This window comes from Bacillus sp. FSL W8-1202 (genome assembly GCF_038006165.1).
Classification (GTDB): domain Bacteria; phylum Bacillota; class Bacilli; order Bacillales; family Bacillaceae; genus Bacillus; species Bacillus subtilis.
This window is the reverse complement of the sequence record NZ_JBBOUR010000001.1, coordinates 1,593,482-1,617,730: the sequence shown is the minus strand read 5'-3', so window position 1 is coordinate 1,617,730 and position 24,249 is coordinate 1,593,482. Positions and strand designations below refer to the sequence as shown.

The 24,249-nt window shown below is 45.6% G+C and carries 18 protein-coding genes, 5 pseudogenes and 1 riboswitch; of the genes and pseudogenes, 8 read left to right on the top strand and 15 right to left on the bottom strand.

Translation table 11 applies throughout. The features are described from left to right. Window positions 1-53: 53 nt before the first annotated feature. From dctP to dctS, 3 genes and pseudogenes are all read right to left on the bottom strand, one after another. On the bottom strand, window positions 54-1,319 hold the full coding sequence (gene dctP / locus NSQ09_RS08380) for a C4-dicarboxylate transporter DctP (RefSeq protein WP_032722923.1): 1,266 nt from the start codon (window positions 1,317-1,319) through the stop codon (window positions 54-56). A 120-nt stretch (window positions 1,320-1,439) separates the two neighbouring features. Further along, the gene (gene dctR, locus NSQ09_RS08375) at window positions 1,440-2,120 is read right to left on the bottom strand and encodes a two-component system response regulator DctR (RefSeq protein ID WP_014478888.1); all 681 of its coding nucleotides are present in this window, start codon (window positions 2,118-2,120) and stop codon (window positions 1,440-1,442) included. Then, window positions 2,110-3,716, bottom strand: a pseudogene (gene dctS, locus NSQ09_RS08370) (two-component system sensor histidine kinase DctS). The gene dctR and the pseudogene dctS overlap by 11 nt, the downstream one beginning before the upstream one ends. Window positions 3,717-3,785: 69 nt before the next feature. Between dctS and dctB the strand changes: the two are divergent. Continuing rightward, the gene (dctB, locus tag NSQ09_RS08365; RefSeq protein ID WP_017697012.1) at window positions 3,786-4,838 is read left to right on the top strand and encodes a C4-dicarboxylate TRAP transporter substrate-binding protein DctB; all 1,053 of its coding nucleotides are present in this window, start codon (window positions 3,786-3,788) and stop codon (window positions 4,836-4,838) included. 84 nt (window positions 4,839-4,922) lie between these two features. Further along, window positions 4,923-5,745, top strand: a pseudogene (locus NSQ09_RS08360) (manganese catalase family protein). A 36-nt stretch (window positions 5,746-5,781) separates the two neighbouring features. On the opposite strand, the gene NSQ09_RS08355 reads toward NSQ09_RS08360, so the two are convergent. From NSQ09_RS08355 to NSQ09_RS08340, 4 genes are all read right to left on the bottom strand, one after another. Next, entirely contained in the window at window positions 5,782-6,141 is a 360-nt protein-coding gene (locus NSQ09_RS08355) for a YdbC family protein (RefSeq protein ID WP_017697013.1), read from the bottom strand. After that, window positions 6,135-6,476 carry a cupin domain-containing protein gene (locus NSQ09_RS08350; protein ID WP_017697014.1) on the bottom strand — a complete coding sequence of 114 codons (342 nt, stop codon included), beginning with the start codon at window positions 6,474-6,476 and terminating at the stop codon, window positions 6,135-6,137. Before NSQ09_RS08350 ends, NSQ09_RS08355 begins: the two co-directional genes overlap by 7 nt. A 131-nt stretch (window positions 6,477-6,607) precedes the next feature. Then, entirely contained in the window at window positions 6,608-6,979 is a 372-nt protein-coding gene (gsiB, locus tag NSQ09_RS08345; RefSeq protein ID WP_017697015.1) for a glucose starvation-inducible protein GsiB, read from the bottom strand. A gap of 128 nt (window positions 6,980-7,107) precedes the next feature. Continuing rightward, on the bottom strand, window positions 7,108-7,926 hold the full coding sequence (locus NSQ09_RS08340) for an EcsC family protein (protein ID WP_017697016.1): 819 nt from the start codon (window positions 7,924-7,926) through the stop codon (window positions 7,108-7,110). 117 nt (window positions 7,927-8,043) lie between these two features. Between NSQ09_RS08340 and NSQ09_RS08335 the strand changes: the two genes are divergently transcribed. The 6 genes and pseudogenes from NSQ09_RS08335 to NSQ09_RS08310 all read left to right on the top strand — a co-directional run bounded on the left by NSQ09_RS08335 (window position 8,044) and on the right by NSQ09_RS08310 (window position 12,432). Further along, window positions 8,044-8,496, top strand: coding sequence for a DUF2188 domain-containing protein (locus NSQ09_RS08335; protein WP_003246574.1), 453 nt, complete (start codon window positions 8,044-8,046; stop codon window positions 8,494-8,496). Window positions 8,497-8,573: 77 nt separating this feature from the next. Continuing rightward, on the top strand, window positions 8,574-8,831 hold the full coding sequence (locus NSQ09_RS08330; protein WP_003246519.1) for a GlsB/YeaQ/YmgE family stress response membrane protein: 258 nt from the start codon (window positions 8,574-8,576) through the stop codon (window positions 8,829-8,831). A 229-nt stretch (window positions 8,832-9,060) separates the two neighbouring features. Continuing rightward, window positions 9,061-10,338 (top strand): Nramp family divalent metal transporter, encoded by a 1,278-nt coding sequence (locus tag NSQ09_RS08325; protein WP_032680356.1) that lies wholly within the window; start codon window positions 9,061-9,063, stop codon window positions 10,336-10,338. A gap of 113 nt (window positions 10,339-10,451) precedes the next feature. Then, entirely contained in the window at window positions 10,452-11,810 is a 1,359-nt protein-coding gene (locus NSQ09_RS08320) for an IS1182 family transposase (protein ID WP_041339714.1), read from the top strand. 211 nt (window positions 11,811-12,021) lie between these two features. Beyond that, window positions 12,022-12,288 (top strand): hypothetical protein, encoded by a 267-nt coding sequence (locus NSQ09_RS08315; protein WP_041336811.1) that lies wholly within the window; start codon window positions 12,022-12,024, stop codon window positions 12,286-12,288. A 28-nt stretch (window positions 12,289-12,316) separates the two neighbouring features. Then, window positions 12,317-12,432: pseudogene (locus tag NSQ09_RS08310) on the top strand (hypothetical protein). A 56-nt stretch (window positions 12,433-12,488) separates the two neighbouring features. Here NSQ09_RS08310 and NSQ09_RS08305 read toward each other — a convergent pair. From NSQ09_RS08305 to NSQ09_RS08270, 8 genes and pseudogenes are all read right to left on the bottom strand, one after another. Further along, window positions 12,489-14,177, bottom strand: coding sequence for a pyruvate oxidase (locus tag NSQ09_RS08305; RefSeq protein WP_041336813.1), 1,689 nt, complete (start codon window positions 14,175-14,177; stop codon window positions 12,489-12,491). Window positions 14,178-14,243: 66 nt separating this feature from the next. Beyond that, window positions 14,244-14,693, bottom strand: a complete 450-nt coding sequence (gene mutT / locus NSQ09_RS08300) for an 8-oxo-dGTP diphosphatase MutT (RefSeq protein WP_017697018.1) — start codon at window positions 14,691-14,693, stop codon at window positions 14,244-14,246. Between the two features lie 58 nt (window positions 14,694-14,751). Next, complete coding sequence (gene kimA, locus NSQ09_RS08295; protein ID WP_017697019.1) at window positions 14,752-16,575, bottom strand: potassium transporter KimA; 1,824 nt, start codon at window positions 16,573-16,575, stop codon at window positions 14,752-14,754. 192 nt (window positions 16,576-16,767) lie between these two features. Next, a riboswitch (cyclic di-AMP (ydaO/yuaA leader) is annotated at window positions 16,768-16,911 on the bottom strand. A 134-nt stretch (window positions 16,912-17,045) separates the two neighbouring features. Further along, window positions 17,046-19,152: pseudogene (locus NSQ09_RS08290) on the bottom strand (cellulose biosynthesis cyclic di-GMP-binding regulatory protein BcsB). A gap of 5 nt (window positions 19,153-19,157) precedes the next feature. Continuing rightward, window positions 19,158-20,420, bottom strand: a complete 1,263-nt coding sequence (locus NSQ09_RS08285; protein ID WP_041057726.1) for a glycosyltransferase family 2 protein — start codon at window positions 20,418-20,420, stop codon at window positions 19,158-19,160. Beyond that, window positions 20,413-22,119, bottom strand: a complete 1,707-nt coding sequence (locus tag NSQ09_RS08280) for a DUF2334 domain-containing protein (RefSeq protein ID WP_095844125.1) — start codon at window positions 22,117-22,119, stop codon at window positions 20,413-20,415. The genes NSQ09_RS08285 and NSQ09_RS08280 overlap by 8 nt, the downstream gene beginning before the upstream one ends. Before the next feature lie 10 nt (window positions 22,120-22,129). Further along, window positions 22,130-22,981: pseudogene (gene epsK, locus NSQ09_RS08275) on the bottom strand (cyclic-di-GMP receptor EpsK). Beyond that, window positions 22,962-24,050, bottom strand: coding sequence for a lipoprotein (locus tag NSQ09_RS08270; RefSeq protein ID WP_003246551.1), 1,089 nt, complete (start codon window positions 24,048-24,050; stop codon window positions 22,962-22,964). Before NSQ09_RS08270 ends, epsK begins: the two are co-directional and overlap by 20 nt. Window positions 24,051-24,249: the final 199 nt, after the last annotated feature.

Below are 24,249 nucleotides of genomic sequence, written 5' to 3'. Positions count from 1 at the left end.
TAATAATTCTTAAACAATTAAAAAAACGGCCCCATGGATGGGCCGTTCTTTTTTCAGACTGCTGTTTTCATTTTTTTCATGCCTTCAACAGCCTCTACGCTTTTTTCTTCATCAAATTCATTTTCGCTTTTAGCAACAATGATCGTGGCGATTCCGTTTCCGATCAGGTTCACAATGGCTCTTCCTTCACTCATGAAACGGTCAACCCCTAGCAGGAGTGCAAGACCCTCCAGCGGAATGACCTGCAGCGCTGACAGCGTTGAGGCAAGGACGATAAATCCGCTTCCCGTCACACCTGCCGCTCCCTTCGATGTCAGCATCAGAACGAGGATAATCGTAATTTGCTGGCCGATGCTGAGGTCTACTCCAAACACCTGTGCCAAAAAGACAGTCGCCATTGATAAATAAATGGATGTGCCGTCGAGGTTAAACGAATAGCCCGTCGGAATAACTAGCCCGACAACGGATTTGGAACAGCCGTAGCGCTCCATTTTATCCATCATACGCGGAAGCACCGATTCGGAAGAGCTTGTGCCAAGCACGATCAGAAGCTCATCCTTAATGAAGCGAAGGTAATTCCACAGGCTGAATCCGTAAAGCTTGCAGATGATATTTAAAGCAACAAATACGAACAGGAACATCGTAATATAAACAGACATCATTAAGCTTGCCAGCGGTTTGATGGAATCGAGCCCGAAGTGTCCGATTGTATACGCCATCGCCCCGAATGCCCCGATTGGCGCGGCACGCATAATGTAGCCGATAATTTTGAAAAAAACGTGAGAAACCTTGTCGAAGAAATCAATGACGCTTTTCCCTTTTTCGCCTAATGCCGCAAGACCCACTCCGAAAAGAATAGAAAAGAATAAGACCTGCAAAATGTCCCCTTTTGCGAAGGCATCAACCATATTGGATGGAACAATGTGTGTAACAAATTCAATCCAGTCGATTCCCTGACCGCCATTTTGCGTGTATTGTGATACATCTCCCTTTTCAAGCTTGCTGTAATCAAGACCCGCACCCGGCTTCATAATATTGACGACAAATAAACCGATAATGAGTGCGAGGGTGGTGACAACCTCGAAATAGATAAACGCTTTTCCCCCTACTTTTCCAACCTTCTTCATATCGCCCATTTTTGCAATCCCGAGAACGATTGTGAAGAAAATAATTGGTGCGATCACCATTTTAACAGCGTTGATAAATGTATCGCCAAGCGGTTTCATTTCTTTGCCGACATCCGGCCAGACCAGCCCGACAATGACCCCGATGATGACCGCGGTTATGACCTGAACTGTTAAATTTTTAAACAGTTTCATATCCTTCATCCCCCTGTCCTATTCGCCTTTTGTGTCTTTCTTACTAGAATGATAGCGTTTTCATAACGTCTGGGGAAGTTTATGATCATAACGGACATTTTGGTCTTTTTGGTCTCAGGTTTATCCTTTTAACACGTAGCGGTTGACCGGCCGGCCGACTCCGCCGTATTGAACGTCCAATTTGATGATCCCGGTTTTTTCTAAGTAATCAAGATATCGTCTGGCTGTCACTCTGGCGATGCCGAGAGCCTTGGCGACCTCTTCAGCAGAAAGGGATGCGGTTTGCTGTTTCAAAAAAGCAGTGACTTCATTCATCGTGAAGTGATTCAACCCTTTCGGCAGATCCTGTACGGCCTGCTGCGGAATATTCAGGATCGCATCGAGCTGTTCCTGGGACAGCGTATCATTCGCTTCGATTTTTTGTTTATATTGCTTGTACTTTTCGAGCGCCTGTCTCATTCGCTCAAGCTTAAACGGCTTTAAGATATAGTCAATCGCTCCGTTTTGCAGCATGAGTGAGATCGTTTCCTTGTCTTTTGCAGCGGAGACGACAATGACATCCACTTCAAGCTTTTGCTTTCTGATCTCCTGCAAGGTCTTGATGCCGTCTTTTTTCGGCATGTACACATCGAGAATGACGAGATCCGGCTGTTCTTCTTTAATCAGCTTCATGCCTTCCTCTCCGTTTCCTGCCGTTGCACAGACAGTAACGCCTTTAACAGTTGTAATGAAATCCTTATTGACCTCTTGAACCATCGGATCGTCTTCAATGAGCAGAACCTTCCATTCTTTACGAGCCATGCTGTGCTTCCTCCCCCTTCATTGGAAAAACGATAGAAAAAGATGTCCCCTGCTCCGCATGTGAATCAACTTCTTCGCGCCCGATCCTTTGTCTATGATTTGTTTCACTAGATACAGGCCATAGCCTGTGCCGCCAGTTTTATTGACCGTAAAACCTTTGTCGTAAAGGCGAGGCATATGTGCCGGATCAATTCCGCAGCCGTTATCTTCTATTAAAATAGCAAGGATATCATCTGTTTGTTCGATACTAATGTCAATTCGTTTGTCTTCAGATTGAACGGTTTCAAATGAGCCGAAGGCATTTTCAATCAGATTCCCCAAAAGCACGACAATATCATGCTGATCAATATGCTCGGGAAATTGCTGAAGACTGCTGTTTTCATCTATATGAACAGCAATGCCGAGCTCTCTTCCCCTTCTGATTTTACTTAATAGAAGGCCTGCCGCAGCGTCATTTTGAATCGAGCGGTGCAGAAATTCAGTCACATTTTCCTGCTCAGTTGACGCCTGGAATGCAAGCTGCAAGGCTTTTTCAGATTTCCCCAGCTGGATGAGACCGGCGATCGTGTGCAGCTTATTCATATGCTCATGGTTTTGGACACGGAGCGCCTCCACAAAGTTTCTGACACCAGTCAATTCCTCTGCCATCTTGGCCGCTTCCGTTCTGTCCTGAAAAATCGCAACGGCGCCGATCACTTTTTTCTTCATGACGATCGGAATTCTGCTGCTCATGATGACTTTTCCGCTGACACGAATTTCTTCATTATAAACCGCTTTGTTCCGCTCCACGATTTCAGGCAGGCGCGAATCCTTGAGAACCTCCCAAATCACCTTGCCGATCAGATCCCCCTGCACTTCAAAGATCTGTTTCGCTTTTTCATTAAAAATCGTAATGACGAGCCGATTGTCAATAGCGATCACCCCTTCATTCATCGAGTGAAACGTCGCTGTCCGTTCTTCATACATTCGGACAATCTCATGGGGTTCAAGCTGAAACATTTGTTTTTTGATATGGCGGGCCAGCAAAAAGGAACCAGCAAGGCCAAAGCCGAGTGTCAGCACAACGATGAAGGCGATATCACGCTTTAAATGAAGCAGGATGTCAGCGATCCCTGGCAGCGTTTTTCCGACAAGCACCACGCCTATTTGGTTCAGGTCTTGATCCTTAACCGGATAAAAAGCGCGAACCGCCGTGCCGAGCTCGCCCTTTGCTTCAGAGAAATAAATGTGCTCCGCAAACGCTGCCTCCTCGTCTGCACCTTCTGATTTCTTGCCGATGCTTGTGCTGACAGGATGCGTATATCGGATGTGATTCATATCCATGACGACAATATAGTCTGCTTCATTAATCATCCTGATTTCTTCAACCGCATGGCGAACAGCTTCTGTTTGTTTTTTTCGCGCCAAGGCTTCTTTCACTTCTGTCATCTCTGACACCGTCCGGGCCGTATTCATCAGCCGCTTTTTCAGCTCCCGCTCCTCTGTATGCTGAATGTTGCCGATGAGCACAATGCCGCCGATCAAAAAGGAGAAAATGACGAGTATATAGGATAAGATCGTGATTTTCCAACGGATTGAGAGCTTCTTTTTGTTCATCAGCTTCTCCTTTCAGGTCTTTACGAATGTCATTGCCCCCATTATCCTTAACATAGGGGAGGGCTTTTCATGAAGAGTTTGCTTGCATGTCTCGCACTGATGATCGCTGGAATTGCAACCGCTTTATTTATCGGATTCCATGATCATACAGGCAATAAAAAGATTGTTTATGATGACGACCAGGAAGGCCTGCAGGATCAAATCGTGTTTAAATTCAGCCACGTGGTTGCTGAAAATACGCCAAAAGGGCTTGCCGCCAATAAATTCGCTGATCTGGTGAACGAAAAATCAGGCGGGAAAATAAAAATAGAAGTATTTCCCAATGGAAGCCTGTACTCGGACATTGAAGAAATTGAAGCATTGCAAAACGGCGATGTTCAATTTATCGCCCCCTCCACATCGAAGCTCGGCATGCTCTCGCCTGAATGGGGAGTGCTTGATCTGCCGTATGCTTTTACAGATTACAACGCCGCCAAAAAAGGGCTGAACGGAAGCATCGGCACACAGCTGTTTGATTCTCTAAAGAAAAACCAATTAAAAGGACTGGCCTATTGGACGAACGGCTTTAAGCAAATCACAACAAATCAAGGGCCGGTCAAAACACCGGATGATTTAAAAGGGCAGCATCTGCGCATTATGCAAAGCGATGTGATTGAGGATCAGTTCAAGCTGCTTGGCGCAACACCTCATCAGGAATCCTTCAATTCTACCTTTCAGCTGTTAGAAAACAATGTAGTCGATGGCGAAGAAAATACAATTTCAAACATCTATTCTAAAAAATTTTATAATGTTCAGGACTATTTGACAATAAGCAGCCACGGTTATCTCGGCTACGCTGTCATGACTGATGAACACTTCTGGAAGGCGCAAACACCAGAAACAAGGCGCATTTTGACTGAAGCGATGAAGGAGACGACGGAGTGGAATGAAACGTATGCCGAACAAATGAACAAGGAGCAGCTGGAAGAAATCAAAAAGAATTCTGCTATACATATTTATGAGCTGTCAGATAAAGAGAAACAAGAATGGATGAAGCGTCTTGACCCTGTTTACCGGCAGTATGAGCCCATCTTCGGCCGGGAGCTGATCCGGGAACTGTTGGAGCTGCGAAAAGATTCATAGTTCCCATCTCGATACGCTGTTTTTCGTTTATCTTTCTATCGATCGGAAATATAAAAAGAGATAATCGAAAAAGGAGATGGGTACATGTTTAAGCACACAAAAATGCTGCAGCATCCTGCTAAACCAGATCGTCCAGATCCATTATTCGCTAAAAAAAATGCAAGAAATTTTAGGCGGGCAATTCGGAGAAATTTCAGTTGCCATGCAGTACTTATTTCAAGGCTGGAACACAAGAGGAAATGAAAAATACAAGGACTTGCTGATGGATACGGCAACTGAGGAGCTCGGGCATGTTGAAATGATCGCAACGATGATTGCCAGACTTCTTGAGAATGCCCCTCTTGATCAGCAGGAAAAAGCTGCTGAAGATCCGGTCATCGGCTCCATCCTAGGCGGCATGAACCCTCACCATGCGATTGTATCAGGACTTGGCGCCATGCCGGAAAGCAGTACAGGCGTACCTTGGAGCGGCGGTTATATCGTAGCAAGCGGAAACCTGCTGGCAGACTTCCGCGCCAACCTGAATGCAGAATCACAGGGCCGTCTGCAGGTCGCACGCCTGTTTGAAATGACGGATGACAAAGGCGTCAAAGATATGCTCAGCTTCCTGCTGGCGCGTGACACAATGCACCAGAACCAATGGCTTGCCGCCATTAAAGAATTAGAAGCACAGGAAGGTCCGGTTGTGCCGGGTACCTTCCCGAAAGCGCTCGAAAAACAAGAGTTCTCACATCAGCTTATCAATTTCTCTGAAGGCGAAGAAAGCACCAAGCAAAACTGGCTGAATGAAAAAGCGCCGGACGGAGAAGCCTTTGAATATGTGAAAGAGGCAAAAACGTTTGGAGAAAAACCGGAGTTAAAACCAGCACCGCCTTTTGTTCATAATACACTTCCGGGACGCGAGTAAAGAGACAAGCCCAAAACATGATGTTTTGGGCTTTGATTATGCCTTCAGAACCGTCCAGTCTGGTTCGTACCGGATATCAGGGTTATGTAACAGATCGTGAACGAACGGTTTATCCTCTTCGTACACCGTCACCTCTATCGAAAGAATTACAGCCTTCTGATCGTTTTCCTCGTATATGCTGTCATGTTCGTTCTCCATAAAATGATCATAGGCTGCTCTGTTTTCCCATACACTGATGATTTCTGCGGTGAGCGGCTCGTCTATCGTTTTTCGCCAGCCGCCGGCCTGTTTGATAAAGCCGCTTATATGCGATAATGCTCCCCACTGTGACTGCGCTTTTGCAAATGCTTCAGCGTTTGCAGCGTCTACTTCACATATCATCTTTTTGATTAGCATGGCTGCTCCTCTATGATGACGGTTTTGGCTTGTTTATGCTCCACACAGAGATTTACCGTTCTGACATAAGAGCGTGTGCGGTGAACCGTGCCTTTCGGGATCAGCAGGCTGTCATTTGCTTTGAGCACCGCGGTTTCTTTGTCCTTAAAATCGATCAGCAGCTCCCCTTCAAGAACAATAAACAATTCGTCTGAGTCAGGGTGATGGTGCCAGTCATATTCTCCCGTAAACACCGCAAGGCGCACGCAGTGGTCGTTGACCTCTGAGATTGAAAAATTGGCGTGCTTTTCTTTGACTTCATTTGCGATGGCGAGCAAGTTTTGCATCTTGGACATTAGCGAAAACCCCTTTTTCACTTATTGTATCGCAATAGCGGCATAAATTGAGAAGATTCCAAAAAAAAGCGATCCAGCTGATGTGCCGGATCGCTTTTTTATTTACAGGTTGTCTGCCTTTATGCTTTTGATTAGTCGTTGTTGCGGGCGTTTCCGCCTTTTGAGCCAATTTCTTGGTAGAATTCTTTATCATGATTTTTGCTTGTTGCCTCTCCGCCTTTTCGGCCGATTTCTTGATAGAATTCTTTGTCATGATTTTCGCTAGTGGCTTCTCCGCCTTTTTCACCGATTTCTTGATAGAACTCTTTGTCATGGTTCTTGCTAGTGGCTTCTCCGCCTTTTTCGCCGATTTCCTGATAGAATTCTTTGTCATGGTTTTTGCTGGTGGCTTCTCCGCCTTTTTGACCAATCTCTTGATAGAATTCTTTGTCATGGTTCTTGCTTGTTGTTTCTCCGCCTTTTCTATCTGCTTCTTCTCTGCTCATTTTGTTATTGTCTGCCATTTTGAATTCCTCCTTTAATTGGTGTTGGTTGTTGTATTCCCGCTCACAATTCTTTTAAACAAATAAAACACATTGGGTATGTTTCCACTAAAAAAAGCAGGCGGATCGCGGTATACGTCTGCTTTCTGCTATTCCATCTCTCGTTCTGTTTCTTTCAGTCGTTCAAGAATGCGCCTCTTTTTGTACAGCATCATGCCTGTCTCGGTAATGTCGTTTAATGTTGAGCGATTGGCAGCGGCGCCAAAAACCATTCCGGCAACCGGCACCATCTGGAAAAGTTTTTTCCAGCCAAACGTGTCTCGATAGCCCAAAACGACTTCTCGCCAGCCTTGGATTTGAGAAGCGACATTCTTATATGTTCGGTCTTGATCGTAGTGTTTTAATTCCTGCAAAATCGATCTTTTGCCGACAACATCAGCCGACGTAAGCTGCAGGCATTTCACAATGAAGACTCGTTCTTTTTTCTCCTTTGGGTCATAGCCGTATGCGACTGCGATATCCTGTAATGTTTTTAGTGATAAGCCAAGCACTGCCGGAATGTCTGCCGCCAGCGTAAACACGCCGCCCACACCGGTTGTCGCGCCTTGAACGGTTGCTGCGTTGGTTCTATTTTTGCCCATTCCTTCCGCAATTTCATCCATGACAGAAAGAGGCGCCTTCCGGATGTCCTCCAGCGATTCAAAGATCTCCTCCGGCAGTTTCTTTTGAAATATCCTGATAATCTGTTTTTCAGATGTCAGGTACTGTCCGCCTGTTTGAACAAAGCTGCCGACCTCATCCAAGAGCTTGCCGATCTTTTTCTGGATGAATTCTGGTGTCAGCTTGTCCAGGAGTTGAAACGGGAGACGGCTGAGCTTTTCCCAAAACCAGACTTTTTGCTGATCTTTTTCCCATTTCTCTATCTCTTTTAATTGCTGATGTAAGTCTTCTTTTCGTTCTGTTGGCACCCAATCCGCACTTCCCTTCCGTTTTTTCTACTATATAGTATACCTTCATTTTTTCGGATGCGTTTTTATTTTTCACCTGCGGGTACCATTTTTATAAAAGGAAAAGGAGTGATGGACATGCCTTGGTCGATGAAGGATTATCCTGCTTCATTAAAAAATCTTGAGAAGCCGGTGAGAAAAAAGGCGATAGACATTGCGAATGCGATGATTGATGAAGGCTATGAGGAAGGGCGCGCGATTCCAATTGCGACAAGCAAAGCGAAGGAATGGGCGGAAAACGCCTCTACAGATGAAATTGATGATTTCCTGACGCATGATGATGAGACAGAACGCGATGCTGATCCAAGCAGCGGCAGCGGCCCCGAGCTCATGAATAAAGCAGAGCATGTTATTAAGCATAAAAAAGGCTGGGCAGTCAAAGCCGAGGGCGCCAAACGTGTGTCTGAAATCAAAGATACAAAGAAAGAAGCGATTGAACGGGCAAAGGAAATCGCGGCGCATAAAGGCACTGAGGTCATTGTTCATTTAGCTGACGGCAGTGTGCAGAGAAAGATTAAAACAGGATCATAAAGGAATATGCTTTTAAGTGTTTCGAAATGATCAGGAGCGGTTATTGATTAGTAAATCATTTATGAGAGGTGATCATGATGCTTAGCTTTTTGGTTTCATTAGTTGTTGCAATTGTTATCGGATTAATTGGGAGCGCCATTGTAGGAAACCGGCTGCCGGGAGGAATTTTCGGCTCTATGATTGCCGGGCTGATCGGCGCTTGGATTGGGCACGGACTTCTTGGCACATGGGGACCGAGCCTCGCCGGCTTTGCTATTTTCCCGGCCATCATCGGGGCAGCCATCTTCGTGTTCTTGCTGGGCCTTATATTCCGCGGGCTGCGGAAGGAAGCCTAGACTCATTAGATACAGGAGGCATCGTTTCGAACTGAAACGATGTCTTTTTATATGGGACCTTATCCCGAATTCCTACATATCATGTTACATAACAGGGAAAAATTCAGAAGTGTATTTTGAACATTTTCGGTTGACAAGAAACCGGGATGGTCATATGATGTAGATAAAATAATTTGCCTTAAGGAAACTCTTTGTTGTACGGCAAAAACAAACAGAATTCAGGTGAGACATGATGAACAAGGACATCACAGCACAATCTCCCCGTTCCAAAGCCGTCCAAGATGCGCTTGACGGGAAAATCAGAGGATTCAGAGGGCTGCTCCCTTTTCTCGGCCCTGCATTTATAGCAGCCATTGCCTATATTGATCCCGGCAACTTCGCAACGAATATTTCGGCGGGTTCTAAATACGGATATATGCTCTTATGGGTGATCTTATTTTCTAATATCATGGCCCTTTTAATTCAATCCCTATCCGCCAAACTCGGTATTGCGACAGGCAAAAATCTGCCTGAGGTTGCCCGTGAAGAATTCCCGAAGCCTGTCTCGATCGGATTATGGATTCAGGGCGAGCTTGTCATTATCGCAACTGACCTGGCGGAATTTATCGGAGCGGCTCTGGGACTGTATTTGCTGTTCGGCATTCCGATGCTTGAAGCGTCTATTATTGCGGCGATCGGTTCTTTCGCGATATTGGAGCTTCAGCGCCGCGGTTATCGCTCACTTGAAGCCGGTATTGCCGGTATGCTGTTTGTCGTCGTGATCGCCTTTGCGCTGCAAACCTTTTTCGCAAAACCTGATGCCGTGTCTGTGATGAAGGGCCTTTTTGTCCCGGCGTTTCATGGCACCGACAGTGTGCTTCTTGCAGCGGGTATTCTTGGCGCAACTGTTATGCCGCACGCCATTTATTTACACTCTGCCCTTACACAGCGGCGGGTGGTTGGCAAAACTGATGCAGAACGGAAAAAAATCTTTAGGTTTGAATTTATTGATATTTTAATAGCGATGCTGATTGCAGGGGCTATTAATGCAAGTATGCTGATTGTGGCTGCCGCATTATTCTTCAAAAACGGCCTGTTTGTTGAGGATCTCGACGTCGCATTTCAGCAATTCGGACATCTTGTCAGCCCTATGTCTGCGGCTTTATTCGGGATCGGGCTGCTCGTTGCCGGTCTATCCAGTTCGTCTGTCGGCACACTTTCAGGCGACGTGATTATGCAAGGATTTATCAACTACCGCATTCCGCTGTATGTACGGCGTTTTATCACGATCATTCCGCCGATCTTGATCATCGCGTCAGGTGTTAATCCGACGACCGCTCTCGTACTGAGCCAGGTCGTGCTGTCCTTCGGGATCGCCTTTGCCCTCATTCCGCTTATTATGTTTACAAGCAATAAACGGATCATGGGATCTCTGATCAACGCCAAATGGGTCACAGTGGTGTCTTGGCTGATTGCTGTATTGATCGTTGCTTTGAATGTGTTTTTAATTGTAGATACGTTTCGATAAAAAACCGGCTTCTAAAGCCGGTTTCAGACTGTAGACAAACTGGAAGAAATCCAGTTTGCCTACAGTCTTTTTTATTTTACAATGGAAGTACTACATAACTTGAGGTGATTGACATGCTTTCGAAACATAATCCCATTCAACGAGATCAATTAGAAATGATTACGTTAAATCAATTGGTACCGGCCAGCCACTTGGTTCGTAAAATAGAGGCAGCACTTGATTTTTCGTTCATCTATGACTTGGTGAAGGACATGTATTCAGAAATCGGTCGTCCCAGTATTGATCCTGTCATCTTAATTAAATTGACCTTCCTTCAATACACGTTTGGAATCCGGTCCATGCGCCAAACGATTGAACAAGTGGAAACCAATATGGCCTATCGCTGGTTCCTTGGGTATGGTTTTCACGATAAAGTGCCTCATTTCTCTACGTTCGGAAAAAACTATGAACGCCGTTTTAAAGATACCGATCTGTTTGAACAGATTTTCTATCGCATCTTAAAGGAAGCTGCCGAGAAAAAGCTAATCAGTGCCGAGCACGTTTTCGTGGATTCGACCCATGTTAAAGCGAGTGCGAACAAACGCAAATTTGAAAAGAAAGTCGTTCGCAAAGAGACACGCGCGTATCAGGAACGCCTTCAAGAAGAGATTAACCAGGACCGGGAAGATCACGGAAAAAAAACATTTCCTCCGGACAAGTTTGAGAAGGAAGAGAAGAAAGAAATCAAAGAAAGCACCACCGATCCAGAGAGTGGTTACTATGTGAAGGATGAACGGACGAAGCAGTTCGCCTATTCTTTTCACGCAGCCGCGGATCGTAACGGTTTTGTGCTTGGCACCATGGTCACACCTGGCAACACACATGATAGTCAGATTTTAGAGCCATTGGTCGGAAAGGTCATAGAGAGAGTCGGAAAGCCTGAAGCGGTCGCCGCAGATGCCGCGTACAAAACTCCTGCGATTACCCGTTACTTATTGGAACAGGGGATGACCCCTGCCTTGCCATACACACGACCACGTACGAAAAAAGGTTTTTTCCGAAAACATGACTATGTGTATGACGAATACTTTGACTGTTATCTTTGCCCGGCAGGTGAGATCTTGGCCTACTCGACAACGAATAAAGAAGGATATCGGGAGTACAAATCGCCAAAACAGATTTGTGCGACATGCCCATTTTTAGCCAGATGTACGGAGAGTAAAGACCACCAGAAAGTGGTGACGCGTCATATTTGGCAGGAATACGTAGAAGAGGCAGACCATCTTCGCTATCACGCAGAGGTGAAAGAGATTTATGCCAAACGTAAAGAAACCATTGAGCGTGTATTCGCAGATGGAAAAGAAAAGCATGGCATGCGTTGGACAACGTTAAGGGGACTTAAAAAATTGTCGATGCAGGCGATGCTTACTTTCGCTGCCATGAACCTGAAGAAGATGGCCAACTGGACGTGGCAAGGTCCAAAAATGGCCTAAATGATGAACTCGAAGAGGTCTGTCTTTTTATTAAATAGCTTAAAATCCCATAAAAAGCTAAAAAGGGGTTCGGAATGAGACCATTCCGAACCCCTTTTGTCGACAAACTGAAACCGGCTTCTAAAGCCGGTTTTTATTTTTTCGCAAAAGCTCATTGATACCCTTTTTGACAGAAATTTGTTATGATAGAAGAAAAATCGGAGTTTTGATGATGTCAGTATTTATTCTGTTTTATTTGTGGATTGTTCCTATTGTTATCGGCATTTTATGTTCTGTTGCTGCCCATAAATCCAAGGGAAAAATGAGAGTCACGCCCGGCATTGCCATGGTCGTGCTCAGTATCATTTCGCTAATCACGGCGTTTACGGCCGGACACACAAATTTCCACGTGTTTATCGGCGGCATGTTTTTATTCGGCACCTTCTTGGTCGGTTCTGCTTTTCCTTTCTTCTTCGGGCTGAAGAAAAAAGAGAAATAAGCTTATAATGAGAAGAGTTTTGTAAGATTTGATAAGAATAAACATACAAGGACAAATGCATCTCATTGCTTTGAAACAAGATGCATTTGTCCTTTTGTCTATTTCGAGTATACCGATCATTTTATGAATTCAAGCATGTTATAGCTGAAAATACGTTTGTTTCCAACAAAAAACAGAGGCCTTTTGGGGCCTCTGTTTTTTTAGAATAACCGTTTCAAACTTTTCTTCAGTGACGGCATTTCAAATTTTTGGTTTTCGAAGAAGTTTTTCAGCATGTATTTGCTAAAGCCTTTCGCCTGCCCGTATGTGATTTTGCCAGGAAGCGGCGGTTCGTTTCCAATCATGACATCCACAACGACCGGTTGGTCAGAGTGCAGCGCCTCATGGAATGCCGGCGCAAGCTCTTCCGCTTTAGTCACTTTGATGCCCTTTGCTCCGCAGCTTTCTGCAAATGCGGCATAGTCGACATTTTGAAGTTTTGTGACATAGTCGATATTGCCTTTGACCTGCTGCTCGTACTCAATCATACCAAGATTTTCGTTGTTTAAAATGACGACTGTGATCGGGAGCTTATATTTGACAGCGGTCGGAAGATCCTGCATGACCATGGAAAATCCCCCGTCACCACAGACGGCGATCGCTCCCGGCAGGCCGCAGCCCATTGTCGCAAGCCAGCTGGAGACGATGAAATCCTGGTTCGCGTTCATTTTGAAATGACGCGCCATCCAGACTGTCACAGTGCCGACATCGACAGAGAGCACCGCATCATCAGCTGCCGCTTCCTGAAGACGGGCCACGACCTGCTGAGGTTTAAGCGGTGTTGTTGCCTCTGTCTCATCTTTTTCAATTTCGTTCCACCAATGCTGCATATGTTCTGTGCAGGCATTCAGGAATCTTCTGTCTTCCTTGCGTTCAATATACTCTGTCAATTCGCGCAGACCGAGAGCCGAATCGCAGACAAGGCCCGCTGTCACCGGATACCGTTTTCCGATTTTTTCCGGGTCTGAATCGAGCTGTATCGCCGGCGTGTCATCTGGCAAATAATCACGGTACGGGAATGACGTTCCGAGCATGATTAATAAATCACATTCCTCCATTGCCTCGTAAGCCGGCTTTGTTCCGATCTGCCCGAGGTTGCCGAGAAAATGCGGGTGCTTATCGGGAACAACACCCTTTGCCGGGAGTATAACAACGATCGGAGCGGCGGCTTTGTCCGCAAATTCTAAGAGCTCCCGTTTCGCCTTTTTCATTCCCTGCCCTGCCAGGATAATCGGCTTCTTAGCGTTATTAATATATTGGGCGCAGGTGACGAGCTGTTCTTTTTTCGGTTCAAGGTTCCCTTCAATATACACCGGTGAAGTATACACGGGCTCCCGTTTGATTTTCTCCGCAAACAAATCATCTGACACGCTCAATACCGCAACGCCTTTTTTGCTGTAGGCGGTCCTGATCGCCTGATTTAAGAGATCCGGAAGTGATTCCGCGCTATGTACCTCTCTGTTGAACACGGCCACGTCCTCAAACATTTGCTCCAGCTTGATCTCCTGGAAATAGTCCCGTCCGACTTCGCCAGAAGAAACCTGTCCTGCAATCGCCAGCACAGGGGCGCCGTCGGCTTTAGCATCATATAAACCATTTAATAAGTGCACCGCTCCCGGCCCTGCGATTGACAGACAGACTCCGATCTTGCCGGTGAGTTTTGCTTCAGCCGCGGCTGCCAGTGCCGCTACCTCTTCGTGGCGGGTTTGAATGAACTTCAGTTGATTTCTTTCGTGTCTTAATTCTTCAATAAACTCATTTATACTGTCTCCGGGGATGCCGTATACATGATCAACTCCCCATTGCTCAAGCAGCTCTGTCATTGCTTGTCCTGCAGTTTTGTGTGCCATAACGTATCCTCCTTTTTCCTTTTTTCAATACCACAGGAGAAAGGCTTTAAAACCCGGAGACCTGAATCACTTGCCCAGTCTTCTTTTCAACAGGTCGATCGCCGCGAGCAACCCTCTATCCTTGACGGTGACATTTACATCTTGAGCGCCATTCTTGAAATCATTGATCTGCCTTTTTCGGTTCGGCACCATAAAAAGCGGCAAACGCTCCAGGGAAACCCACTTTAATCCCGCTGTCTCTATGCCGTCAGCCACTGCTTGTCCGCCTGTTATGCTTCCGAAAAACAGATGCTGTTCATCTTGAAACTTTGGCCTTTGGTAAACACCTATTTTCGCAGAAAGCGCTGCATTGTATCCCGTTTCTTCCAATACCTCCCGCACTGCCGCTTCCTCAGCCGATTCCCCGGGATCAACCCTGCCGCCCGGCAAATCCCATAGAGGGACATCTTTTCGTTTCACCAGCAGAATTTGCTGACTTTCGTTCAATACGATCACAAAAGCACCTTGTGTATACACCGCCATACCTCCTTTTCCCGCAAAAAAGGACCAAGGTGATTCCCTTGGTCCTAGAGCTTTACTTTTTAAAATGATACGGCAGTGTGGCAACCATTATGTCCTTTTTCCAGAACAGCCGGACTCTGAGGAGGAAGGCCGATTGGTTGTGAAGGATGGTGTGCCAGCGTTTTTTCGTTATAAATTGCGGAAACAGCACCATAACGGAAAACTGCTCCTTCTTCGCTTTTGCCTCAACTGTTTCCAAAAACTTATCAAACGGATGGACAAGGCTTCTATACGAGGAGTGAAGCGTAACGAGACGCACGCCGTTATTAAGCTCTTCCCAGCGTTTTTCGAATTTCTTTTCCTGTTCTCTGTCAAATGACACGTGAACGGCGATCACCTGATCGGACAGTGATTTCGCATAGTGAATCGATTTTTGCACAACGGTGGTGACACCGGCCACAGGCACAATCACAACGGTGCCTTTGATTTCTTCCGGCTCTTTGTCTACGATGCGAAGCTGTTCGCCGACAGCGGTGTAGTGATTTTTAATCGCAAAAAACAACAGAACGACGATAGGCATAAAGATTAACACAGGCCATACAACATTAAACTTTGTCACAAACAGAATGGATAGAACCATAAACGATATCAGAGCGCCGCAGGAGTTGATCAGCATTTTTCCGATCCAGCCTTTTGGTTTTTGCTTGATCCATTTAACGCACATGCCGGTTTGCGAAAGCGTAAATGGAATAAATACGCCGACAGCATATAACGGAATTAAGTGCTCTGTCTGTCCCCCGAATAACAGGATGAGCACAATGGAAGCAACGCCTAAAAAGATAATCCCATTTGAGAAGCCTAGGCGGTCGCCCCTGACTGTAAACATTCTCGGCATATACTGGTCTCTCGCCAGGTTGAAGGCAAGCTGCGGGAAGGCTGAAAATCCCGTATTTGCCGCAAGAACCAAAATAAGCGATGTGACACCTTGGATGACATAGTAGAACACATTCCGCCCGAAGGTTTCGGACGCAATTTGTGAAACCACTGTTTCATCAGGCTTCGGCGCCGTACCATATCCGTACGCGAGCACCGTGATGCCGGAAAACAGAATCGCCAGCAAAATCCCCATCATCGCAAGCGTTCTTGCCGCGTTTCGCGCAGGCGGGTTTTTGAATGCAGGAATCGCATTAGAAATGGCCTCAACCCCGGTCAACGCTGAGCATCCGGAGGAAAAAGCCTTAAGCAGCAAAAACAGCGTAATGCCGGCTACAGGTGTGCCTAGCGGTGTATGATGGGCTGGCTGGTCTATTTGTCCTGTCATAAGTTTAAACAACCCGACTGCAATGAGAACCAAAAGCGCCACCACAAACAGATAAACCGGGTAGGCAAGAATGGATGCCGATTCCGAAAGACCGCGCAGGTTCAAAATCATAATCACTAACACGAGAAAAATAGCGATCGGCACATGATAATCATGCAATGCAGGAAAGGCTGACGTGATGGCGTCCGTGCCTGCGGAAATACTTACCGCTACTGTTAAAATATAATCAACAAGCAATGAACCGCCCGCAATCAATCCCGGTTTTTCACCGAGATTTTCTTTAGAAACGATATACGCCCCGCCGCCCTGCGGATAAGCGTAAATAATTTGCCTGTATGAAAGAATCAGTGCGAGCAGCAAGATGAGAACGCCCACCGCAATCGGAATGGAGTACCAAAATGCGGCAGCACTGATTGTTGCCAAAATGATTAGAATTTGTTCTGTCCCATATGCGACAGATGACAGCGCATCTGAGGAAAGCATAGCCAAGGCTTTTAATTTCGTCAGTTTTTGCTCTCCAGCTGCTTGGGATTTTAGTGGTTTCCCAATCAAAAAACGTTTGATTGAATGATACATCGATGTCTTCCCCTTTTAATTTCTCATTTTTCAATTAAAACAATAAAACATCAGTGTCTTGCTCTCACATGTTGATGATAGTCCTTTCTGCTATGATGTCTCTGTATGTGATTTGCATTCAAAAATGAACAACAAAAAACACAGAGGCAAACGGATGCCCCTGTGCCATAACATCGAACACAGGTTTCATTCATCTCCTCTCACGAACGCTTACGAGGTTAGCTGACGGATTCGGGCATATGAGAGTTAGCCCTACCTAAAAAGGATTCACCCCAACGGCAAAAAGCCGTTCTATTGGGTCCCCCGCTCTGATTTCAGATTAAGCGATTTGTTTTCTAAAAGAGATCATACTCCCGTTCCCGCACGTTGTAAAGAGGCTTATTGGCTGAGAGAAAAAAATAAAATGACAGGTTCCACAAATGGAATTTACTTGCCAAAAATAAAAAACAGAGGCTAAAATCGCCTCTGTTTTATTCTGTATCTGTCTTTCTTTTTCTGCGTCTTACGGCAATCCAAATGAACACTGCCGCAATCACCATAATGAGTGCCAGCACACCAATATACATCCATTTCTGGCTATGATCCTGTGTTGGTTGTTCTGCATCGGAACTGTTTGTTTCCGATTTGAGCTGCTGGTGGTTTGTAAACACCTGCTGGCTGTTTGTTTCATTAAGGACGGTTGCCGACTCATCGTTGCTGTTCAGATAACTTATGATCTCTTTTGTGACAGCCGTGCCATCTCCTTTTGACGGTGCAAAGACAGCCATTGTATAGCGTGAATCCCAAACCGATGCTTGGGTAAATACCACTTGTTTTGTCGTCTCATTTAGCATCTCGAAACCAGATACATCAAACGAGCCGTTCTTTTCCTGCGGCACAAGCAGATCTGATGATTTCTCCTTCAGAAGAGAAAATTGATTGATCCCCCCTATGAAAATGAGGTTTCGTCCTTTCGCATCCTTTGCTGTAACGTCAGATGATTTTTTTACCGTATATGAATACTGTGCTTCGCTGCCAAAGGATTCTGTTACGAGAGAAAGCTCCTCTAGCTTCGATTGGCTTACGGTGTCAGGAAGCACGATTAACGTTGTTTGATCCTGGTTTCCGGCGTAAGGCAGCGGCCACTCTTGAAAATCCGCTGACGGAGACATGCCTTTGATAGCGTATGATAATGTACTGTTTTTATCGATAAAAACCCACTTTTCTTCATCAGTGGTGTTGCAAGGGTTGTTTTCCTTTAAACCGGTCGTGACGAACTGAATATCAATGTAGCGGTTTTTATGCAGCAGTTTAGGGTCCACTTTCACTGTGACATGATAGAATCCGTTTTTATCTTCTTTTCCTAATTCATCAAGCCGGACCGAGTGCGGCTGGCCGTTGAGCATCACTTTCAGTTCTGCGGCCTGAGAGGCTGACTCGTTTTCAGCCGTTGAGGCTTGAATCGTTTCAGACTTTTTCAGTTTAAGCGACAGCTTCGCCGATTGGTTTTCATCTAAAACAGCCGAAGCCGGATAAAAGTACTGAAGATGTTTTGTCGGCTCCAATTGTGATATCACCCGCTCCAAAATTCTCGAGGGTCAGCTTATCGCTTTCTTTTTTTTCAGTCTGCTGAAGCTTGCTGATTGAAAGTGTATCGCCGCTGAGCTGGCCTGTATATGTCTGATCTGTCATCACGCTGATTTTTTTAGTGAGCGCGTCCTCGGACGCCGCTTGCGCAAACAGAACCGGCTGCTGTTTGCCCTCTGCTTTCAGCACCCGCTCCGCAAGCAGAAGGTTTTCTCCTTTTGCCTGTAGCCCGGCTTGTTTCAACAGTTTTTTCACTTTGCCGTTCCAATGTTTGTCCACGCCGATAACAATCGTCGGCTTATCGATTTTTTTCAGTTCAGATTCCGTGACATACGCAATACTGACACTGCTGTCCACCGTTTTCAAATAGCCTTCTGTTTTAACAGCAGCATCTATTTCTGCTGAACTTGGGTTATCCGGAATGACGATAGCTGTTTCTTCCGCTGTATTTCCAGATTGGGCGAAAGGATACGGATAATGGTCCAGCGACGTTCCCTTCGCTTCACTGCTGTCAGCAAGTGTCAGCCGGCTGTCCGGATAAATTTTGATCCAGTTGCCTGATGTATCCTGTCTGACGCACACGCCCTCTTTCATTACGCCGTAGAATTTCAGCGATACGTTGTGATAGCCTTGCGCAGACTGGCTTTTATTCAGATTCAGCTTCACTGTTTTCCGTTTGGAATCACCATCAAGCTTTAACGTCTTGACCGGTTCATCATCAATGACAGCCGTTAACGATGATGGAGAAATTAAAAGATTTGATGCCTCGTATTCGATTACCAATTGCTGATTGCCCGAAGAGGCGCCTGCCGGGATCTGATACGTCAGCTCTGCGCTGTCTTTTGATCCATACAGTGTAATCAGCTCGCTTGTAAGCACCTGCTGTTTGGCTTGTTCTTGGCTGCTTTTCCCGAGGAGCGAACCGCTGACCTGTACGTCTTTGGCAAGAGCCGTTTGTCCAGTCATCGCCAGCAGCATGAAGCTTGTGAGAAAAATCATTATTTGTTTCAAAAAGGTCACCCGCTTTTATGTTGATTGTATCGTTCTGTCTTGTACCATTTGACCTCTTGCTTGAATAAACGGTGCTTGATTTCTACGAATAAAGAGTAGATAACAAGCACAATCCATGCCTGCGAGTATGTGAAGTACATGAGAAATACGATAAAAAAGTTTTGCTTGTTCATTTCTGTTTTTTCAATGCTCAACGTAATCATGACCTCTGTCATAAATAAGAAAAACGCCAAAATCCAGAGAATCATTGCCAAAAATCCAACAGACAAATGCAAATCATAAAACAAATTCACTACAAAAATCGCATTTGACATGATCACGCCAAAGAAAAACAGGAAGTACGTAAAGAAAAAATAAAACAAATCAAAGATAATCCGTTTTCGTTTCAGCTTAAAAAACTGCGCCAAAAATTTGAGCACGACATATTGATTGCCGCGCGCCCATCGGGTGCGCTGGCGCCACCATACCTTCCATGTTTCCGGTTCCTGCTCCCACGTGATGGCGGCAGGGAAAAAGCGGATATGATATCCGAGATTATATACCCGGATGGTCAGCTCAGTATCCTCAGCGAGCGCTTTGTCATCCCAGCCTCCGAGCTTTTCGATAATGCTTCTGCGGATCGCGAAGTTGGTGCCTGGGATCGTGGCGATTTTGAACCACTTCCATCTGCCTCCCTGGGCCATCCACTGAAAACAGATCGTTTCGATATTAATAAACCTCGTCAGCAGCGTCTTTGCCGCATTGATGACGCGGAATTTCCCTATCACGGCGCCTGCCTTTTCGTCATTCATCAGGCCGAGCACGAGGTAATACACGGCCATTTTCTCAGGCGTATTGTCGGCGTCATACACACAGATCACATCGCCGTTTGATTCGGCAAAACCTGAGTTAAGTGCAGAGGATTTTCCTTTTCCTGCATTTGGCGGCTTCGTAATCACCATTTTGATGAAATCGTATTTCTCGGAAAATTCATTGACGATATCACCCGTCCGGTCTGATGAATTATCATTAACGACGATAATCTCCAGCCGGTCCTTCGGATAATAAAGGTTGACCATCGCCTTCAGTGTCTGCCGAATCACAACCTCTTCGTTATGCGCCGGGATGAGAACGCTGACCTTCGGCAGTTCCTTCATGTTTTCTCTCCACTTCGGGATATTCCGTTCGAAGGTCATATAGTGGCGAAACCCGCCCTGCATGAGAAACATGTGGTAGAGAAGCATAACCCATATTAAACTTAGCGAGATAAAGAACAGCGTATTACCCAAGGCTTCTTCTCTCCTTAAAAATTCGTTTTTTCAATGTGGCTCTCAAGTAAAACGTATAACTGACAAACATGATGACAAATAAGAGCACAACAGCGGAGAGAATCCATAACGCCTTTTCCAGAGGGGTTTGCCGGTGATGATCGAAAAACTCGTCAATGGCGCTTACGCCGTTTTTCACCTGAATCGTTCCATCACCGCTTGTATGAATTTCTACTTTGTCTGTTTTGACGGTTTGTTTCGTTTTCTTTAAATCAAGCCATTCACTGTCTGGAATGCGTTCCATCTGATCAACCAGCTCCGGCAGATATTTCATCCCGAGGTACGGGTGATAAAATCCTCCGGCTACTCCGCCTTCAAAATCAATCATCTGGGAGATGTGCTCCTCCATCTCACCGAGCGGGTTTTGCTTCGATGTGTCGACAAAGCCGATCGTTTCCGGATAAAGCGTCATTCCGTGCAACATCGAAGGAGCAGTCACAAACGGAGGTGCACCGGATGTTTTCCATGTTGTGCTGCTGAGCTGGACCTGGCCGAAAATGCTTGTAAAATACTGCGAGGCGATTTGATAGCCATAATCGGACATCGTGTAATGCGGCGCTTCAAACGCCAGCGGGTAAAGACCCGATGATGTCAAATCCTCAATGGCACGCGTCAGTTTTTGTTTTGTATACGTTTCTTCCTTTTCCCGAAATGGTTCGAGATAGCTGTGATAGGCTTGTTCGTTCGGGAAGTCCTGTTCTTTCTCCAAAATGGACGGGGGGTCTTCGGCATTTCCGGATGTAATCGGCTGATCCGCCTTTGCATCCCAAAATTCAAAGCCCTCTCCTGTTTCACTGTAGCGATAAGCGTGAGTATAGCCGTGAACAATGATACTGCCGCCCATGCTTTGCAGCTTCTTCAGCACCTTGACCATCTTCGGTTGATCAGACAAATACACTTTGTCGCCTGTTTCCGGATTCAAATAAACCGGAATGACCGCCAGGATAAAAGGAATATGCCGCTTATGCAGGTATGTACCGGCTTGAAGCAGCAATTTTTCATCAGACATCGGGCTGATATCCTCGAGACGCAAATACAATAACGTCGTCCCCGCCTTCTCTCCGAAAGCTTCTCTGAGCTGTTTCGCCACGATCAAATTGTCATTTAACAAATTTGTTAATCCAATGTACACATTCCCTTTTTTTGTTTTCCATATAAAAGAATGCGTTGTGCCGTCATCGGCTTTGAAGGTGTAAAGCGCCGTTCCTTTCAGGCCTGATACACTCAGCACGTTAAGCCCGCTTTCCAGAGACACATCGGCCTTTTCCGACCTGCTGTGAACCTGAAACACATTTTCTTTGCGGGCTAATGAAAGACCGGAAAATTGGCTGATTTGGCCTGCGTTATAGCCAATGGCGACAACCGGTTTTTTAACGCCGCTGATAAGAGACAGCAGTTTTTGGCTGAGCTTTCTTTTCGTTTGGCCGTAATAAATCACATGGTCTTTCCCTTTGAAATCCGATGCTTCAACGTCTAAATCTTTTTTGACTGTCACATGGGATGTAAAGTGGCCCGCAAGCAAATCGAGCATTTTGACTTGTGACGACTCTTTGCCATCCAAGGTTGAATAGATGATGAGAATGCCGGCATCTTGATCTTTCGCTTGCGCAGAAACGGGAAAAGACGCAATAGCTGAAAATAGAAGCATGACGCATAGCAATGTGATTCCTTTATAGTTCATTCATCATCATCTCGTTTTCCAGTTCTTCTAAAAATTGATCAGCTGTTTTGATATCGTTGCGGTAGGGCAAATAGCAAACGTGGAACGTAAGCGACACATACTTTCCATTTTCCAGCTGATATGTATCCAATTGTTTCTTCAGCTTGGTCAGAACGGCCGGCATATGTTCAGCAGGCGTGTGCGTCAGCACGATCCCGATACGCTCGTCAGAGGGACGGAATTTCTTATCCGTTTCCCGAACGCTTGTCCTGATTTGCTGACTGACATATTGGAAGAGGCGGTCCGTTTCTTTTTAACCGTACAAAGACTTAAACTCTTTGAAATAATGCATATGCAGCAGCAAAAAAACAAAAGAATTGCCATAGCGCTCCGCTCGCTTGATTTCTTCTGAAAGCTCCAGCCTCATCCTTTGCTTGTTATCAAAACCGGTCACTCTGTCAACAGCAACATAGCTTTTAATTTCGGATTGAAGCCGTGTCATTGAGCGCCGAAGCTCTGCTGTAATATCGTGGATTCTTCCAGAAATAAAAGAAAACAGCAAAAGCGCGATTCCCCACACGACAAGCATTCGCAGCCCTTCCTCAGCCGGAAAGAGCGATGTCTGTCCAGTCTGGAAAAACATCATTAAGGTGCCGAGAACAAAGAGTACGATTAAGGTCACTGCCAGCGCGTAAATCGGGCCGAACCAGATGCCTGCGGCGATGACGCCAAATGTGATGCAAAGGATCAGAGCACCTTCTGATTGCTGGGCTGACACATAATAAATAAACAAAGACAGGGCCGCGATGAGCCCTGAAAAATAAGCAAATAATTTTTGTGATTCACTGAATGATATTTTCATTAAAAAGCTTCCTTTCGGCTAACAGCGGCAGCAGATTGTCAAATGAATGCGTCTGAGTGCCGCTCATATAGCCTCCATAATACGATTTCACCGGATCATGAATTTCAAAGTCATTCATTCTGTCATATATGGCTTTGATGACAGAACTGTTTTCATGCTGTTTTGTCAAAAACAATACGGCTAAGGCATATACGGATGGAGACTCATATTGGACGGCAGGCTCCTTCGTATATGCCGAATACCGCCCGTACAGCTTTCCGTTTTTCTGAAATTCCTGCTTGATCCAGTCCGCTAAAACAGATGCTTTTTCATCCCCTTCCGGCAAATGCCAAGCAGCGTAAAGCTGATCAATCAGGTTGATTTCACTATCATATGTGTATTCCTTCGTCTCCGAGCTGTATGTCTTCGGCAGAAAGCCATTTTTTAAAGGAGCTGAATAGAGAACATTGGCATTCCGCTGTTCTGTTTCTTCGTCTATGATTCCATTCTTCTTTAAGACAGCTAAGGCATCAGGCATGACGTATGAAAGCGTCACATCCTTTGAAGCGGCCTGTGAGTCGTAAAAGTCTGTAAAAAACCCGTTGTTCATATTGTATGTCTTCAAAGACGTGCCGATATCCCTAGCCGTTTGCGCGTAGTCGCTGCGGCCCCATTTTGCGGCGGCTTGGTCAAGAGACAGCATAATTCTCATATCATCTATCAGCGCATTCGTCCCGCTCGCTTGGCCATTTTGAATCTTCCACGTCACCAAGTGATTGCTCATCAGAAATGAATCAGTCAGATGCTGATATTGATCCTGGAAATGTGGTGCGTCATTTTTGCTGAGCAGAAACTCCATCCACAGTCCGAGAGATTCCGACAAGTAAGAAGGCTGGTCTGAAAAATCGGTTTTGATCAGCCCTTTGTCATTCATTAAATTGTGATAGATGAAATATTCCGCCGGCTGGAGCGGGCTGGCATTCACTTCTGTCGCCGACTGATTTTGGGTCTTGTTTCCAGCTTCAGCACACCCTGCGGAAAGTCCGATAGATAAGAAGAATAAGATGACAGCAATTAGTACATGCCTCACAGGCAAATCCCCCTTTGTCGCCTGAAGCAAATCAGACGCTCACAAATAGTTATAGACGAAAATATGACTGCCATGTTACAAAGTACATTTACTATAAAAGAAAAAAATGCAGATTGCTAGCTTTTTTTCCCCTTTTTGAACATTAAGAAAACAGGACCTAAGTCCAATAAAAAACCTGTGCGATAGGGACTGACCCCCG